This window comes from Micromonospora gifhornensis (genome assembly GCF_016863515.1).
Taxonomy (GTDB): Bacteria; Actinomycetota; Actinomycetes; order Mycobacteriales; family Micromonosporaceae; genus Micromonospora; species Micromonospora gifhornensis.
Genome location: NZ_BOPA01000036.1, coordinates 1 through 15,242, shown reverse-complemented (window position 1 = coordinate 15,242; position 15,242 = coordinate 1). Strand labels below are relative to the sequence as shown.

The window sequence follows — 15,242 nt, the reverse complement described above, 5'->3', positions numbered from 1 at the left end:
GCGGTGGTGGGGGCGGTCACGACAGGGCGGCGATCGTCTGGCGGCCACCGTCGAGGAAGTCGTTCCACTCGCCGCCGTCCTGCTTGGCCCGCGGCTCCACCACCGCGTGCAGGTACTTGTTGAGGATCGCCAGGTCCTCCGGGCTGCGCCGGGCCAGCGACCCCACAAGCGACCCGGCCAACGTGCCGGCCCGCAGGGTACGGTCGCCGAAGAACTGACTGTGCAGGATGGCGTCCTCCAGCACCCCGATCTGCTCGGCGGTGGACAGCGCCGACTCCAACTTCTCGTCGTCGCTGGTGGCCGAGGTGGCGGCGGCCCGCAGGTCGGCGAAGCTCTGCAACAGGATGTCCAGCAGGGTCGGCGGCACCTCCAGCTCGACATGGTGGCGGCGCAGCAGCTCCTCGGTACGGAACCGGACGATCTCCGCCTCGCTGCGCTTGTTGGTGACCACCGGAATGCGGACGAAGTTGAACCGCCGCTTCAACGCCGAGGACAGGTCGTTGACCCCCCGGTCCCGGCTGTTCGCGGTGGCGATGATGGAGAACCCGGGCTTGGCGAAGACGATGTTGTCGTCGTTGAGTTCCGGAATGGAGACGTACTTCTCCGACAGGATGGAGATCAGCGCGTCCTGCACGTCGCTCGTGGAGCGGGTCAACTCCTCGAAGCGGCCGATCACCCCCTGCTCCATCGCCGTCATGATCGGCGAGGGGATCATCGACTCGCGGGACTGCCCCTTGGCGATGACCATGGAGACGTTCCACGAGTACTTGATGTGGTCCTCGGTGGTGCCGGCGGTGCCCTGCACGACAAGTGTCGAGTTGCGGCAGATCGCCGCGGACAACAGCTCGGCCAGCCAGCTCTTGCCGGTGCCCGGGTCGCCGATGAGCAGCAGACCCCGATCCGAGGCCAGCGTGACGATGCTGCGCTCGACGAAGCTGCGGTCACCGAACCACTTCTGCGGGATCTCCCGGTCCAGGCCGTCGGCACGCTCCGAACCCAGGACGAACAACCGGACCATGCGCGGGCTCAGCCGCCACGAGTACGGCTTGGCGCCGGTGTCGACCGACTCCAGGTAGTCGAGTTCGTCGGCGTACTTGACCTCGGCGGGGGCACGCAACATCTCGGACATGAGGGGTGTCTCTCCTAGGTGAGGAAGCTCTTGAGCTCGAAGACGAGTTTGCGGATGTGGCCGGAGATGACCGGGGTACCCAGGTCCTTGAGGCGTTGCCGGAACCACGGGTTGACGCTCTGCTGGCCGGAGCTGCTGACCGAGCCGACCGGGATGAACCTGACCCCCGACCGGTGCACCGCCTCGATGCCGTCGAACAGCGGCTGGGAGCGGTCGAACTCGTAGAAGTCCGAGATCCACACCATCACGGTGTTCTTCGGCTCGACGATCTTCGGGCGGGCCATCGCCATCGCTACCGGCCCGTCGTTGCCCCCACCGAGGTTGGTCCGCAGCAGCACCTCGAAGGGGTCGTGCACCCAGGGGGTCAGGTCCAACGCCCGGGTGTCGTAGGCGATCAGGTGCACGTCGACCTTGGGCAGCCCGGCGAAGATCGACGCCAGGATGGTGCAGTTGACCATCGAGTCGACCATCGACCCGGACTGGTCCACCACCACGATCAGCCGCGACGGCGTGGTCTTGCGGGCCGTCTGCCGGTAGTAGAGCCGGTCGACGTAGAGCCGCTCGTCCTCCGGGCTCCAGTTGGGCAGGTTCTTCCAGATGGTGCGGTCCAGGTCCAGGTTGCGGAACACCCGCTTCGGCGGCACGGACCGGTCGATCGCCCCGACAGTGGTCTGCTCCACCTGGGTACGCAGCACCTGCGCGACCTCGTCGACGAAGCGCCGGATCAGCGACTTGGCGTTGGCCAGCGCCACCCCGGACAGGTTGGCCTTGTCCCGCAGCAACTGCTCGATCAGCGACATGCTCGGGGTGAGCTGCCGGGCCAACGTCGGATCCGCCAGCACCTCCCGCAGATGCATCCGGTTGACCAGGTCACCCTCGATGCCTGCCAGGGTCGGACCCAGCCCGGTGCCCTGCCGACGCAGTTCGCCGGGTTCGCCACCGAGGGCCTGCTCGAACCAGCCCGCGTCGGACTGCCACCGGGCCAACTGGCCGGCGCTGACCGGCCCCGCACCGGTGGCGAAGACGTTGAGCAGCAGCTTCGACACCAGCGCCGCCCGGCGTACCTCGGCCTCGCCCGGCCGGTGCGGCCCGGCGGCCTCGTCGGCGGGGTCGGCTTCGGTGTCCGCGAGCAGGCCGCGTAGTTCGTCGGCGAGCTGCGGGAACCGCTGAACCACGGTGTCCACCGATACCGTCGGGTCCAGCAGCATGGCGGGCAGACCCAGGTCGTCGACCACGGCCATGCTCGCCGATTCCAGGGTGGGCTGCTCGTCCGGGTCGAAGATGCGGCCCAGCAGCCGCCAGTAGAGCACCTGGCGGCGGTTGGCGGCGGCCAGGTCGCCGGGGCTGATGTCGTCGGGGGAGAGGTCGGAGTCGGTCATCTGCGCAGCAACCGTCCCGCCCGCTCGCGCAGCACCGCCACCGCGTCGCCCGCCTTCGCCTCGACCTTCGCCACCTTCGGGTCGGTGATCCCTTCGGCCCAGTCACCGTTGTGCGCCTCGACGGGCTTGCGCTTGACGGTGGCCTGCACCGCCAACGGCTGCACCAGCCAGCGGCCCCCGTCGAAGCGCAGCAACCCGATACAGCACGAGGAGGCGGCCACCAGCGCGGGCGTGAGCGGCCCGGCTGCCGGCAGCCGGTCGACGGCGACCGGCAGTTGCTGGCCGTCCCACTCGACGGTGAGCCTGTCGTCGTCCTGCCGCACCGTGTAGCCCTCCAGCAGCACCGGTTCGGCGATCGCCGTCGGGTGGCAGTCCAGCGGCGCGGTGGCCGCCGCGACCGCCGTGGTGAGCAGCAACCGGGCGGCGGCGAACGGGTCGGCCGGCTCACCGACGCGGGCCTGACCGTCTATCCACCGCAGGTCCCCGCCGTGCAAGGGCAGGTCGGTGACGGTCACCGCCCGCCGTTGCGCCAGCGCGGCCAGCAGGACCGGATGTGCCTGCAACAGCCGCCACACCGCCGGCCCGGTGATCGTCTCGACCTTCGCCGCCACCACAGTCGTACGCACCAGACGGGCCGCTCCGCCGTCGGCCGGTTCGAGAACACCGTGCACCTGCACCCCGATGGCGGTGCCGTGCTCGTGGATGTCCACGCCGAGCGGCAACAGACGACCGGAGATCGTCTCGACGTCGTCGGCCGGACTCGACCAGTCCTGGGCCAGCAGCACAGCCCGGGACCACAGATCAGCCCAGCGCCGCGCCGGCACCTGCGCCATCATCGCCACCGGAAGGCAGGCCCGCAGCTCGGCGGCGAGACCGTCCAGCAGCACCGCCAACCGGCGCAGCCCCGGCTCAGCCAGGGCCGCCTCGACCGGCGTCCCGACCGCCGACAGCAGGTCGTGGTCGACCCCACGCCACCCGGCCACTGCCGTCTCGTGCAACCAGGCCCGCGCCGCGCCACGAGGCGCAGAAACCTCCGCCGGTACGCCCACCGACGCCGACCACGGCGTCCGCTCGCGCCCGACGGCGGCGTCGAACTGGCCGAGCAGCGCGTCGTGGGCCGCACCCAGCAGGGCCGACCGGGCACCGGCCAGGGCGGCGAGGTCCTCCTGGCTGAACGACCCGGCGGTCACCTTGGCCACCGCCTCGGCCACCCGGTCGTGCAGCGGGGTGCCGGCGACCGCTCCGGCCAGGGCCGCCAGCGCGGCAGCAGCCTCGTCACCGACCCGCGCGAACCCACCGACCAGGGCGTCGTCGAACCCGGCGACCACCGCCTCGGCGTCGGCCAGCCCCACCGGCACGTTCTCCTGCAGCTGCGCCAGTTGTGTGCTCAGCATCAGCGCACCGCCCCGGTGGCCGGGAACCAGTGCAGCTCGGGCAGCGCGGTGGTGCTGTCCGGCAGTTCGAGGTACGCCAGGTGACGCAGGAACCGGCTGAACACCACCGCGGCCGGGGTCGGCTCGTGCCGGGTGTCCATCCGGGCCAGCAGGTCGGCTCCGCCGCGTACCACCTCACCGGCGTCGACCCGCAGGTAGCGGGCGACCCGGTCCACGCCGTACTGCAGGACGGCCTCCTCGGCGAGGGCTTCCAGGTGCTTGCAGGGCGCGCCGCGCAGCCCGCCGCAGGGCCGGTTGTTGTTGGTGCTGCAGTGGTAGGCGTGGCTGCCGGCGGCAACGGACGAGACGTAGACCCGTTCGATGTCCGATCCGCTGGAGACCACACCCTGTAGCCGCCCGTCGGCCAACTCGACGAAGGGCACCTTCGCCAACTTGCGCGGCCGGGCGGGCGGCACCACCGCCAGCACGCTACTGCGCCGCCAGGCCGTCCCGTCAGCGTCCGTCACCTGTGTCCTCCCGGCCCCCGTCGCGGACACCGTCCGCGCGTGGTGAAGCCGCACCGACCAATGTCGGCGCCGCCATGACGGGAGGATCATGACGGATGGCTACGACACTTCCGCCCTCCCGTCCGAGCCTCGGGACACCACCGCCCGCCCCCGCCCCTGCCGGTCGATCATGAGGTTGGCGGCGGTAGTTGGTGAGATATGTACGATCCGTTCATGCGGTATGAGCAGACGATCACGGTGCGGGCCGATCAGGCGCGAGCCTGGGCGGTGCTGGCCGCGGTGACCACTTGGCCGCAGTGGACCAGTTCAATGCGGGAGGTGCAGCCGCTCGACGGCGACGAACTGGCGCTCGGGCACCGATTTCGGGTCAAGCAGCCCGGCATGCCGGCCCTGGTCTGGCGGGTCAGTGCGCTACAGGTTGGCGACTCGTTCACTTGGGAGACTCATTCGCCTGGTGTGCGTACCTCCGGGTTCCACCGGCTGGCCGCCAACCCGGACGGCACCACTTCGATTACCGTCGGCGTGGACCAGACCGGGCCAGTGGCGCGACTGCTCGACCTGCTGATCGGCGCCAGGACCCGGCGGTTCCTGGCGCTGGAGGCCGCCGGACTCAAGGCAGCCAGCGAAAGCTGACTGGGCGACACCCTTGCCACTCGGTCACCAAATGCCCCCCCGCCGGCGGTCCTGAAGGGTCGGTGAGGCCGCGCCTCCACCCACTGCGCGACCAGTGCCCTATGCCTTTTCCAGCACGATCAGGCGATACTCCAACCACCGCCGCGACAATCCGGTCTGCAACGCCGATCCGCCGATCATGTTGGCCCAGAACGGCATCTCCACAAGACGGTCACGAAGTCGCGGCACCACCGCCGTGGCGCCCACCGTCACCTTGATGAGGCGGTCGCGGGGCCGACCGAGATGCAGATATGCGGTCAGGTCCAGATCCTCGACCAGGTGCAGACCGGCGCGCTCGGCCATGGCACCCAGTTCGGCGACAGTATGCAGACTTCCGACCCGCCACCCGGCGCGGAACTGGTCCAGACACCGCTCACGAGCGGCCATCCCGCGATCCTTGTCGGTCATCCAGTCGTCGCACAGAATGAGGCGGCCGCCAGGACGCAGACGATCCACCAGGGACGGAAGCAGCTTCTCCAACGACGGCGAATGAACGACCGCCTCGACGGCGACCATGGCGTCGTAATGCGGCTCCGCCGGCAGCTCCGCGAAATCGGCGCAGATCACCTGACAGCGGTCGGTCAATCCTTCGCGGGCGAACCGTTTCGCGGCGATCTCGGCCTGAACCCGGCTGATCGTCACCCCGGAAATGAACCCGTCCACCTCCTGGGCCAGGCGCACCATCGTCCCGCCGACGCCACAGCCAAGGTCAAGCACCTGTGCGGTGCCCGACGGAACGTGCCCGCTCAGACGCTCGATCATCAGGCGATTGACCGTGTCCATAGCCTGCGCCGCGTTCCCGACATCCGGCGTCCACACACCCCGGTGGATAGCGTCACTGCCAGGGCTCTCGGCCACCAGAAGAAACCGACGCGTGTTGTCGTCGTAGTAGTCAGCGACGCGATCGACGTGGCCGGAGACAACGACGCGTTCAGGTGACGAACTCATCGACGCAAGCTAGCACGGCAGATGAGCACCAGTTACGCGGAGAGTAATGGTTCCGTCGCGCATTCCGATCCAGGCGGATAGCTGAATTCAATGGGTGAGGCCGACGACCGTGGCCAGTCGCGCGACGTCGGCCGCCGCCGGTCCGCCCCGGATGATCTCGGCGAGCAGCGTACGGGCGACCGGACGGTTGCGGACCTCGGCAGGCGCGATGCGGTCAGCCGCCAGTAGCGTCTGCCCGGCTCGGCTGTGGCGACTGGCGTCGAGGTAGGCGCGGGCAGCGTCGATGAGGTGGGCGGCGCGATGCTCGGGCGGCAGGCGCAACCAGGCGTCGCTGCGGAGGACATGTTCGTGGCGCAGGATCGCCTCGGCGGTGTCGCCGAGGCGGTGTGCGGCCAGGGACCGGGCCGTCTGAACGGCAGCCGGTCCGAAGCCGGTGTGATGGGGGTCGGTGTCGCTGACCTGTCGGTCGGCGAGAGCGGCGGCATGATCGAGCAGGTCGTGGGCGTTGCGGCGATCCCCGTCGCCGGCGGCGGCGAGTCCGGCCTGGACGTAAAGGCTGCCGCGTACGGCGTCGTCGTCCGCGGGGTCCACCGCCGCCAGGGCAGCGGTGAGGGCGATCCGATGGTGGCCCAGGGCGCGCAGGGCCTGGGCGACAGCAATGGTCGCGCTGGCGGTGCAGATGAGGTCACCGGCGGCGGCGGCGACGGCCCGGTCGGCGGCGAGCCAGGCAAGGTCGGCATGGTCGAGCTTGACCAGCACGCTGGCGGTCAGCCGGTACGCGGAAACCAGCAGGCCCCGGGTCCCGTGGGTCGCGTCGAGCAGGTCGGGCAGCACGCCGAGCAGTTGCGGGTAGCGGGCGTGCTGATAGGCCATCCAGGCGTACGCGACCTGGCCGCCGGCCTGCTGCGCGGCGACCGTGGACTGGGGTCGGTGGTGGTAGCGGGCCAGGGCGGCCCGGACCGCGTCGATCCCGTTCTCGGCGGGTGCGGGGGTCGGTGGTTGGCGGGGGCCGAGCAGCATCTGCGGGTCGAGACGCAGCACCTCGGCGATGTCCCGGATCACCGAGTACCGGTCGAGTCGACGTACGCCGCGTTCGACCTTGTCGACCCAGCTTTTCGACTTGCCGAGCCGATCGGCGAAGGCCTGCTGGCTCATGCCCCGGTGAGCCCGCAACTCGGCCACCCGCCGCCCGAGCGGTACGGAGTTGTGGTCGCGCCGGTGGGTCATCGACTGCCCCCGGCGGGCGGCATCGTGTGAGTGGACTCCCCACAACGTGGACACCACCGCGACTTCACTTTGAACGCGAGCAGCCCGAGCAGGAAACCTGGTAACAGCCCGCCGAGTACAACCGACACGACCTTGTGAAGCACGATCTCCCTCATCTCGTAATCGGGGGTCGAGGGGCCGGACTCGCTGCATCCATGACCCCTCATGGCAGTTCGCGACATATGCGAAAGGTTGCCGGAGCGTCACGGACGGTTGCACCGCTGGCGTGTGACCATAAGGGGACGTCTACGAAAGGTCCCCTGCCATGGCACGCAACGATGGCCTCAGGCAAGCGATGGTGACAGCCGGACTCACCGCTTCTGACCTGGCCGAACGCTGCGAAGTGGACGCGAAGACCGTGGAAAGGTGGGTCAGTCGAGGGCGCGTGCCGCACCCCCGCTCAAGGGTGCGTGCGGCAGCGGTGCTGGGCAAAGATGTAGGTGTGCTGTGGCCTGAGATCATCCGACGCGCTGCGAAGATAGGGACCGATCGGGAACTGGTCGGCATGTACCCGCGCCGGGCAGACCTGCCCCGAGCGGTCTTCCGCGAAGCGATCGAGCGCGCCCAATCGCGAATCTGGTTTGGCGGGTACACCAGCTACTTCGTATGGCTGGAAATGCCCGACGCGGCCACCACTCTCGCCGCCAAGGCCAACGCCGGGGTCGATCTGCGCTTCATGCTCGGCGACCCGGACAGTCCCGTCACCGCCGAGCGCGACCGGCTGGAAGCGACTCCGCTCACCCTGGCGACGCGCATCGCGATGACGCGCGCGGAGATCGGCAAGGTCGACGCGCCGCTTCCGGTCCGGCTGTCAGATCGTCATATCGCCATGTCCGTGTGGGTCTTCGACGACGAGGCCATCGTTGCCACCCATATCGGTTCCGGGCTCGGGCAGGACTCGGTGACGCTGCACCTGCGGCGTGCGCAGGACGGCGGAGTATTCGATCGGTACGTAGAGCACTTCGAGTCGCTCTGGGCCGATGGCAGACCCGCCGATCCACAGAAGCACTGATGACGTTTGTGTGGCAGTGCTTCTGTTCGACACGCCGGGCCGGGACCAGCTGCACTGCCGCAATCGGGCCAATGGCGTCGAGTCTCGGGCGAGGGAGTCCCGTCGGCGCCGGGGTCGGTGGGTGACCAGCCAGTCGACGGCGAAGTCGACAAGCTCGCGTTGGCGCATCAGGCGGGAGTCGGCCGCGCCCACCTGCCCGATGCTCGCCCGGCCGGTGGCCTCGAAGGCGGCACCCAACTGGTCGAAGTCGCCCTCGTCGGTGGCGACGTCCTCCCAGCGTGCCCAGCTCTGGCCGGTGTCGGTGCGTACGGCGGAGCTTTCCTGCTGGCGCGGTGGGTCCGGCACCCGGTATTCGGCCAGGTGCAGCGAGGTGTTGTTGCGGTGTCCGACGCCGAGTAGCAGGACGTCACCGTCGAGCCGGTACACCGCACCCAGGGGAGAGTGGTCGCCCAGCATGTCGTCGAGTTGGTGCCCGGTCACCACGGCTTCGGCGGCGGGGCCGAGGGCCGCGAACGACACCTGCGGATGGTCGCTGCGCCAGGCCCCCGGCCAGGTGCGGACCGTTTCCGCGATCACGCCCATGAACTGGCTGGGGGTCACCGCCGGATCGAATGCGGGCATGTGTTCCCGGATCACCGGCCACCAGGACTCCGGCACGGGCGGGTTCTGCCAACCGCCGGGGTCGGTGTTGCCCGCCGAGCGATGCCAGGTCGCCGACGAGCGAGGCGCGGGTGGCGGGCAGGTCGGTGCTGATCATCGGCAGACCCTACCTGAGCAGGCAATGGACCGGCAGGATCCGTCAGGACTGGTACAGCACGCTCCGATAGCCCAGCAAAGCCGCGATGATCAGCACCGTGGTGCCGGCGACGAACGGCCACCGGCTGCCGCGCGGACGGGCGAAGGCCAGAACGACGGTCGCCGACCACAGCGCCGCGACGATCACCGTCCAGAGCGTTGCCGTGGGCACCCGGTCGGCGATCCGGCAACCGGCCGAAGCGGGTAGGACCGCCGCGCAGATGTCATGGCGTGGCACCGCAAGCCACCAGTAGCCTGCCCACGCCGCCACCGCGATGACGGCGGCCGTCGCCGCCGCGAGCCACGATCGGGCGCGTGAGGGCACTCCAACCTGGACGTCACTCACCTCGGCAAGGGTATCGTTCGCCGCTCTCAGGACTCGGTCGTCGCGGGCTGGTGTCCGGACTCCCGCTGGCGCAGGCGTTCTGTGTATTCGGCGAGGGTGTCCAGTCCGACGCTGTGGCGGCGATCGTCCACCCGCGCCGGGTCCTCGATCGGCTGGGGTTGCAGCGGACCGGCGTTGTCGGGGCCGTACCAGAACTGGGTGCCGTACCGCTGGGGTCTGCCCTCGGCGCGCAGGACTCGGTCGGTGAGGTAGGCCAGGTGGCGGGGTTTGGCCTCGCCGTCACGGACCGCCTCATCGAGCAGGGCCAGGCAGCGGCGTTGGAAGTCCGGGTCGTGGTCGGCGTGCTGGGCGAGCAGCCAGGCGGCGTCGGCCGCCTCCGTCCCGACGTCGCTACGCCGGGGCCAGCCGTACCGGTCGATGACCTGTTTGAGCCACGCCGTGTTGTCGACGTCGACCTGGCACGCCCAAGCCCAGAAGGCGTCATCGAGGGCCCGGCCCGGCACCCCGGAGCGTGCCTGCTGGTCCCGGTCCATCCGCTCGACCAGTTCGGCGGCGACATCGGCCGGTACCGGACGGTGAGGGGTGTCGGTGGCCGGGGCGTGGGTTTCGCGCCGGTCAGAGCAGGGAGGCATCGTAGGTGGCGGTCAGCGGGCCACCGGCGTCGCCGGTGTTCACCACCCCGGCCGGCTCGATGAGGACCGCGTGGACCTCACCCTCGGCGACCGGGCAATGCTCGACACCACGGGGTACGACGAACAGCTGCCCCGGGCCCAGGACCACCTCGCCGTCGCGCAGTTGGATGGTCAACTCCCCACTCACCACGAGAAACAGTTCATCGGTGTCCTCGTGGCTGTGCCAGACGAACTCGCCCTGCACCTTGACGACCTTGATCTCGTAGTCGTTGAGCCGCGCCACCACTTTCGGTGACCAGTACTGCGAGAAGCGGGACAGTTTTTCCGCGATGTCGACAGCTACATGCGTCACATCCACCATCCTGACATGGCCGGCCTGGTCTGCGGTGCCGCCGGCACCACCGACGGGAGGCGGGGGGATGGTGGGCAGGTCGGGGCACGACCCGGAAGAGGACGCGGGGTCGCCGACCTTCAGCCCGTCCGCCGAGCTGCCGCCGCTGTCCCCGGCCGACCTCGGTATGTTGCGGCAGGTCGGCGCGCGATGGCAGATCACCGACACGGTACGGGCGTTGCCAGTGGATCCGCAGGCGGGGGAGATCCGCTCGTCGGCGGTCGGCGGAGCACACCGGGCCGCCATGCTCTTCCTGCCGGACGCCCCGGGTCAGCTCACCGCCACCCCGGTCGTGGAGCGGCCCGACACCGCCCAGGGGCGGGTCGCCGGTGGTCTGCGTCGGTTGCTGCTCGGTCGGCCGCTGACCAGCGCGTCGATCCTGCGCGAGCGGATGTCGAAGGTCATCGCGTTGCCGGTGCTCGCCTCCGACCTGCTCTCCTCGGTGGCGTACGGGCCGGAGGCGATGCTGGCCGTGCTGGTGCTGGCCGGCAGCGGTGCCCTCGGGCTGTCGTTGCCGATCGCGGCGGCCCTGGTGGTGCTGATGGTCGCCGTCGGCACCTCGTACCGGCAGACCGTCCGGGCCTATCCGCACGGCGCCGGGTCGTACCTGGTGGCCAGCGACAGCCTGGGGCCGCGCGCCGGCCTGGCTGCCGCGGCGGGACTGGTCCTCGACTACGTGCTGACCGTGTCGGTGTCGGTGTCCGCCGGGGTCGCCGCGATCACCTCGGCGCTGCCTTCCCTCGCCGCGTACCGGGTGCCGCTGGCCCTGGTAGTCATCGGTGTGCTGCTGATCGGCAACCTGCGTGGCATCCGGGTCGCCGGCAACGCCTTCGCCGTGCCCACGTACGTCTTCCTCGTCGCCGTGCTCGGGCTGATCGCCGCCGGGTTCGTCCGGGCCGCGACCGGCGGATTCACCGTCGTGGCCCCGCCGCCGACGCCTGCGGTGGAAGGGCTCGGTCTGCTGGTCGTGTTGCGCGCCTTCGCCTCCGGCGCGACCTCGATGACCGGCGTCGAGGCGGTCTCCAACGCGGTGCCGGTGTTCCGCCCCACCGCGTGGCGCAACGCCCGCACCGTGCTGACCTGGATGATCAGCATCCTGATCGTGCTGTTCGTCGGGCTGACCCTGCTGTTCCACCTCAACGGTCTGGTGCCGCGTGCCGACCAGACCCTGCTGTCGCAGTTGGCGCGGCTGGCCTTCCCCACCGGCCCCTGGTACGCGATCATCCAGGCCGCGACGGCGCTGGTGCTGCTGCTCGCGGCGAACACCGCCTTCAACGACCTGCCGCGCCTGCTGTACTTCATGGCCCGCGACGGGTACGTGCCGCATCGATTCCTGCACCTGGGTGACCGGCTGGCGCTGAGCAACGGGCTGATCGCCCTGGCGGTCGCCGCCGCGGCGATCCTGGTGGCATTCGGCGGCGACACGCACTCCCTGATCCCGCTCTACGCGGTCGGTGTCTTCCTCGCCTTCACCCTCTCCCAGAGCGGCATGGTCAACCACTGGCGGCACCACCGTGACCCCGGCTGGCGACGACGCGCGGCCATCAACGGCGTCGGTGCGGTGCTGTCGGCAGTCGTGCTGGTGACCGCCGCGGTCACGAAGTTCGTCGAGGGCGCGTGGGCGGTGGTGCTCGCCGTACCGTTGCTGATCTGCCTGTTCCGTCGGGTACGCCGCCACTACGACCACGTCCAGCAGGCCCTCGGTCTGCACCCCGACCATCCGAGCGGGGTGGAACCGGCCGAGGACGCGCCACCCGCCATTGTTCCGCAGCAGGTACGGCACCTCTTCCTCGTGCCGGTGGCCCGCCTCAACCAGGCGGCGCTACGCACCCTCGCCTACGTCGGCTCGCTCGGCCAACCGGCGCTGGCGCTGCACGTCAGCCCCGAACGGACCGAAGCCGACCGGTTCCGCGAGCAGTGGAACACCTGGGGCGACCACATTCCGCTGGAGACCATCCTGTCGCCGCACCGCGTGATCATCCAACCGCTCGCCGGGTACGCCAGCGCACTGCGCCTGACCCACCCCGACCTGACCATCACCGTCGTCGTACCGGACGTGGTGGTCGACCATCCGTGGCAGCGGGTGCTGCACTACCGCACCGAACAGCGACTACGACGGGCCCTGCGCCGGCACCCCGGCATCGTCGTGACCAGCCTGCCCACCCACCTGACCCGCTGAGCAGGCTCTCGGTGAGCGGTGGCAGTTGGGCTGGCCGGTGTGTGGGATATCGGACAGCTGGGCTGCCACCGCTTCCGATCAGTTGATCAGTGGGTGAGGACGACTGTGGAGATGCTGCGGGCGCCGACGTTGACGCTCACCTGGCCGCCGTTCACGCTGACCGACTGACTTGCCGCGTTGGCGTTCTGCGAGGTCAGGTAGTGCTCGGCCTGGGTGACGTTCTGCGGTACCTGGATGATGGCGTTGTTGACCGCGCTGGTCGAGCGGTTCAGGATCACCAGGGTGGTCTTCCCGCCGCCGGTGTAGGCGGTCACTTCCAGCGGATTGGCCTTGGTGCTCTTGGTCAGGGCCACCCGCTGGTAGCCGGGGCGGACGTACTTCGAGTACTGCGAGAAGGCGTACCCGCGCTTGAGGGGTGCTCCTGCCGTGGTGCCGAAGGCGGCCTCGCCGTCACCGATGAACGAGTAGTACCGCTTGCCGTACCACCAGATGTAGGCGGTCCAGTTCGCCTCCATCGACCGGTGCACCGTACGCATGATGTCGTCGAGCGTCTCGTTCCAGACCGCCAGGTTGGCGGGGTTGCCCCAGATGTTGGAGCCGTTGCCGTCGGCCGCGTGCAGGTTCCACTCGGTCATCCACACCGGCTTGTTGTGCTGATCGGCCAGGGGGTACGAGCGCAGCCGGCCGGAAGCCTCGGTGCCGTACAGGTGGCCGCCGATGTAGCCGATGTTGTTGCGGGCGGTGGTGTCGTTGAGGGTCGGGTCGGTGTAGGTGTAGTTCAGGTTCACCGCCTCGGCGACCATCAGTCTGGTGTTCTGCACCCGGGTGCCGTGGTCGCGGACGAAGTTGCGCAGCTCGGTGCCGCTCCAGTCCATCGAGTCGTAGTCGGGGTGCCAGTCCGGCTCGTTCTGCACGGAGGTGACGTCGATGGTCACGCCCTGGTTACGCATGTACTGCACGTAGCTGTTGAGGTGGTTGGCGTAGTCGGCGTAGCGGTCGGTGCGCAGCTTGCCGCCATTGACCCGGCTGTTGTTCGTCTTCCACTCCGCCGGCGCGGTCCACGGCGAGGCGAGGATCTTCACGTTCGACCCGGCGGACTTCGCCGTACGCAGGGCGTTGACCTGGGTCGACCATTCGCCGGAGACCGGCGAGATGCCGGTACGCACGATCGACAGGCCGAGCTGGTTGGCACCCAGGCCGACCAGGGTCTGGGTGTCGGAGGTCGACCAGGTGCCGCCCCAGATCGGGGTGGCCGCGCCGAATCCGTCGACCGTCTGGTAGCGGGTGTTGCTGTTGACCGTGATGTCCGCCGGGCCGGTCGGCGGCGGCGTGGTCGGCGGCGGGGTGGTGGGCGGTGGGGTGGTGGGCGGCGGCGGTGTGGTGGGGGTCGTGCTGCCGGTGCAGGTCACGCCGTTGAGCGTGAAGCTGGTCGGGTCGGGATTGCTGCCCGACCAGGTCCCGTTGAAGCCGAACGACGTCGAGCCGTTGGTCGGGATGGTGCCGTTGTAGCTGACGTTGCGGGCGGTGACGACCGCGCCGCTCTGACTCACCGTGGTGTTCCAGGCCTCCGCGACACGCTGGCCGGCGCTGTAGTTCCAGTTGAGCGTCCAACTGGTGACCGGGTCACCGAGGTTGGTGATCGTCACGTTGGCGCCGAAGCCACCCTGCCACTGTGACGACACCGCGTAGGTGACCGAGCAGCCGGCCGCTGCCGCGCCGGCCGGCAACGCCACGGCGACGGCGGCCGATGCCAGGAGCACGGCACCGGTCGTCACCCGAGCGGCGTTGACCCTGAATCTGTCCTTGACGTGTCTCATCGCTGCCGTGCCCTTCGTGAGTGAACGTTCACCTGCCGGCTCGGTCCCGACGCCGCGCTGCGTTGGTCCCGGTGCGCTCCTGGGTGGACGATCCCGGCCACAACTCGTGTTTCGGACTTGGGTCGGAGAGGCGATCGACATCGACCATGGTTGATGAGATGGGAGCGCTCCCGTAATGTACCGGACACAGCTGTTAACGTTAACCTGCATCGACCTTCGACAATGCGATGCGGTCATGTCAGTCGGGAGGTTGCGCTATGCCAAGATCCAGACGAACCAATATGTACCTGGCATCGGTCGGGGTCGCGCTGCTGGCGTCCTCGGCGGCCATCGTGGCCCTGCCGGCCAGTGCCGCGGCTGCCGGCTGTTCGGTGAAGTACGAGGTGCCGTCGCAGTGGCAGGACGGCTTCGGCGCCAACATCACCATCACGAACCTCGGTGACCCGGTGACCAGTTGGACCCTGACCTGGTCCTTCGGTGCCGGGCAGCGGGTCACCCAGTTCTGGAACACCGAGCTGACCCAGAGCGGGGCGGCGGTAACCGCCCGCAATGTCAGCTACAACGGCACCATCTCCACCAACGGCACCACCTCGTTCGGCTTCAACGGGTCCTGGAGCGGCAGCAACCCGGTGCCGACCAGCTTCGCCCTCAACGGGGTGACCTGCACCGGCGGCACCACCCCCACCACCCCGCCACCCGGCACCACCCCGCCACCCGGCACTACTCCGCCGCCGACCACCCCGCCCCCGACGACTCCGCCGCCGACGGGCACCTGC

At 69.6% G+C, this 15,242-nt stretch carries 14 protein-coding genes and 1 pseudogene; 4 read left to right on the top strand and 11 right to left on the bottom strand.

The window, feature by feature from the left end; translation table 11 throughout:
* Positions 1 to 16: 16 nt before the first annotated feature.
* Genes Vgi01_RS23730 through Vgi01_RS23715 form a run of 4 tightly spaced genes read right to left on the bottom strand, consistent with a single transcriptional unit; the run spans position 17 to position 4,369 of the window.
* Entirely contained in the window at positions 17 to 1,129 is a 1,113-nt protein-coding gene (locus Vgi01_RS23730; RefSeq protein ID WP_204292440.1) for an ATP-binding protein, read from the bottom strand.
* Between the two features lie 14 nt (positions 1,130 to 1,143).
* Positions 1,144 to 2,508, bottom strand: coding sequence for a VWA domain-containing protein (locus Vgi01_RS23725; RefSeq protein ID WP_204292438.1), 1,365 nt, complete (start codon positions 2,506 to 2,508; stop codon positions 1,144 to 1,146).
* Entirely contained in the window at positions 2,505 to 3,902 is a 1,398-nt protein-coding gene (locus Vgi01_RS23720) for a hypothetical protein (RefSeq protein ID WP_204292436.1), read from the bottom strand. Before Vgi01_RS23720 ends, Vgi01_RS23725 begins: the two co-directional genes overlap by 4 nt.
* Positions 3,902 to 4,369 carry a hypothetical protein gene (locus tag Vgi01_RS23715; RefSeq protein ID WP_204292529.1) on the bottom strand — a complete coding sequence of 156 codons (468 nt, stop codon included), beginning with the start codon at positions 4,367 to 4,369 and terminating at the stop codon, positions 3,902 to 3,904. Before Vgi01_RS23715 ends, Vgi01_RS23720 begins: the two co-directional genes overlap by 1 nt.
* A 252-nt stretch (positions 4,370 to 4,621) precedes the next feature.
* On the opposite strand from Vgi01_RS23715, the gene Vgi01_RS23710 reads away from it, so the two are divergent.
* Positions 4,622 to 5,041 carry an SRPBCC family protein gene (locus tag Vgi01_RS23710; RefSeq protein WP_204292435.1) on the top strand — a complete coding sequence of 140 codons (420 nt, stop codon included), beginning with the start codon at positions 4,622 to 4,624 and terminating at the stop codon, positions 5,039 to 5,041.
* Between the two features lie 99 nt (positions 5,042 to 5,140).
* Here the strand turns inward: Vgi01_RS23710 and Vgi01_RS23705 are convergent, their stop codons facing one another.
* Positions 5,141 to 6,028, bottom strand: coding sequence for a class I SAM-dependent methyltransferase (locus Vgi01_RS23705; protein WP_204292434.1), 888 nt, complete (start codon positions 6,026 to 6,028; stop codon positions 5,141 to 5,143).
* Between the two features lie 87 nt (positions 6,029 to 6,115).
* On the bottom strand, positions 6,116 to 7,255 hold the full coding sequence (locus tag Vgi01_RS23700; protein ID WP_204292433.1) for a helix-turn-helix domain-containing protein: 1,140 nt from the start codon (positions 7,253 to 7,255) through the stop codon (positions 6,116 to 6,118).
* 304 nt (positions 7,256 to 7,559) lie between these two features.
* On the opposite strand from Vgi01_RS23700, the gene Vgi01_RS23695 reads away from it, so the two are divergent.
* Positions 7,560 to 8,306: an XRE family transcriptional regulator gene (locus Vgi01_RS23695; RefSeq protein ID WP_233196885.1), complete on the top strand. Its 747-nt coding sequence runs from the start codon at positions 7,560 to 7,562 to the stop codon at positions 8,304 to 8,306.
* 186 nt (positions 8,307 to 8,492) lie between these two features.
* On the opposite strand, the pseudogene Vgi01_RS23690 reads toward Vgi01_RS23695, so the two are convergent.
* From Vgi01_RS23690 to Vgi01_RS23675, 4 genes and pseudogenes are all read right to left on the bottom strand, one after another.
* A pseudogene (locus Vgi01_RS23690) lies at positions 8,493 to 8,963 on the bottom strand (AAC(3) family N-acetyltransferase); the annotation flags it as partial.
* 142 nt (positions 8,964 to 9,105) lie between these two features.
* Positions 9,106 to 9,447 carry a hypothetical protein gene (locus tag Vgi01_RS23685; protein ID WP_204292432.1) on the bottom strand — a complete coding sequence of 114 codons (342 nt, stop codon included), beginning with the start codon at positions 9,445 to 9,447 and terminating at the stop codon, positions 9,106 to 9,108.
* Positions 9,448 to 9,473: 26 nt separating this feature from the next.
* Entirely contained in the window at positions 9,474 to 10,079 is a 606-nt protein-coding gene (locus Vgi01_RS23680; RefSeq protein ID WP_204292431.1) for a DUF6624 domain-containing protein, read from the bottom strand.
* The gene (locus Vgi01_RS23675) at positions 10,063 to 10,431 is read right to left on the bottom strand and encodes a cupin domain-containing protein (RefSeq protein ID WP_233196884.1); all 369 of its coding nucleotides are present in this window, start codon (positions 10,429 to 10,431) and stop codon (positions 10,063 to 10,065) included. The genes Vgi01_RS23680 and Vgi01_RS23675 overlap by 17 nt, the downstream gene beginning before the upstream one ends.
* A gap of 67 nt (positions 10,432 to 10,498) precedes the next feature.
* Between Vgi01_RS23675 and Vgi01_RS23670 the strand changes: the two genes are divergently transcribed.
* Positions 10,499 to 12,649, top strand: a complete 2,151-nt coding sequence (locus tag Vgi01_RS23670; protein WP_204292430.1) for an APC family permease — start codon at positions 10,499 to 10,501, stop codon at positions 12,647 to 12,649.
* An 86-nt stretch (positions 12,650 to 12,735) separates the two neighbouring features.
* On the opposite strand, the gene Vgi01_RS23665 is transcribed toward Vgi01_RS23670, so the two are convergent.
* Positions 12,736 to 14,466: a cellulose binding domain-containing protein gene (locus Vgi01_RS23665; RefSeq protein WP_204292428.1), complete on the bottom strand. Its 1,731-nt coding sequence runs from the start codon at positions 14,464 to 14,466 to the stop codon at positions 12,736 to 12,738.
* A 257-nt stretch (positions 14,467 to 14,723) separates the two neighbouring features.
* Here Vgi01_RS23665 and Vgi01_RS23660 point away from each other — a divergent pair.
* A partial coding sequence (locus Vgi01_RS23660) for a cellulose-binding domain-containing protein (RefSeq protein WP_204292426.1) occupies positions 14,724 to 15,242 on the top strand: 519 nt, incomplete at its 3' end.

Bases quoted from the DNA above. Each gene is read 5' to 3' on its own strand.
- Vgi01_RS23730 (WP_204292440.1), bottom strand. From the start codon at position 1,129: ATGTCCGAGATGTTGCGTGCCCCCGCCGAGGTCAAGTACGCCGACGAA.
- Vgi01_RS23725 (WP_204292438.1), bottom strand. From the start codon at position 2,508: ATGACCGACTCCGACCTCTCCCCCGACGACATCAGCCCCGGCGACCTG.
- Vgi01_RS23720 (WP_204292436.1), bottom strand. From the start codon at position 3,902: ATGCTGAGCACACAACTGGCGCAGCTGCAGGAGAACGTGCCGGTGGGG.
- Vgi01_RS23710 (WP_204292435.1), top strand. From the start codon at position 4,622: ATGCGGTATGAGCAGACGATCACGGTGCGGGCCGATCAGGCGCGAGCC.
- Vgi01_RS23705 (WP_204292434.1), bottom strand. From the start codon at position 6,028: ATGAGTTCGTCACCTGAACGCGTCGTTGTCTCCGGCCACGTCGATCGC.
- Vgi01_RS23700 (WP_204292433.1), bottom strand. From the start codon at position 7,255: ATGACCCACCGGCGCGACCACAACTCCGTACCGCTCGGGCGGCGGGTG.
- Vgi01_RS23695 (WP_233196885.1), top strand. From the start codon at position 7,560: ATGGCACGCAACGATGGCCTCAGGCAAGCGATGGTGACAGCCGGACTC.
- Vgi01_RS23680 (WP_204292431.1), bottom strand. From the start codon at position 10,079: ATGCCTCCCTGCTCTGACCGGCGCGAAACCCACGCCCCGGCCACCGAC.
- Vgi01_RS23670 (WP_204292430.1), top strand. From the start codon at position 10,499: ATGGTGGGCAGGTCGGGGCACGACCCGGAAGAGGACGCGGGGTCGCCG.
- Vgi01_RS23665 (WP_204292428.1), bottom strand. From the start codon at position 14,466: ATGAGACACGTCAAGGACAGATTCAGGGTCAACGCCGCTCGGGTGACG.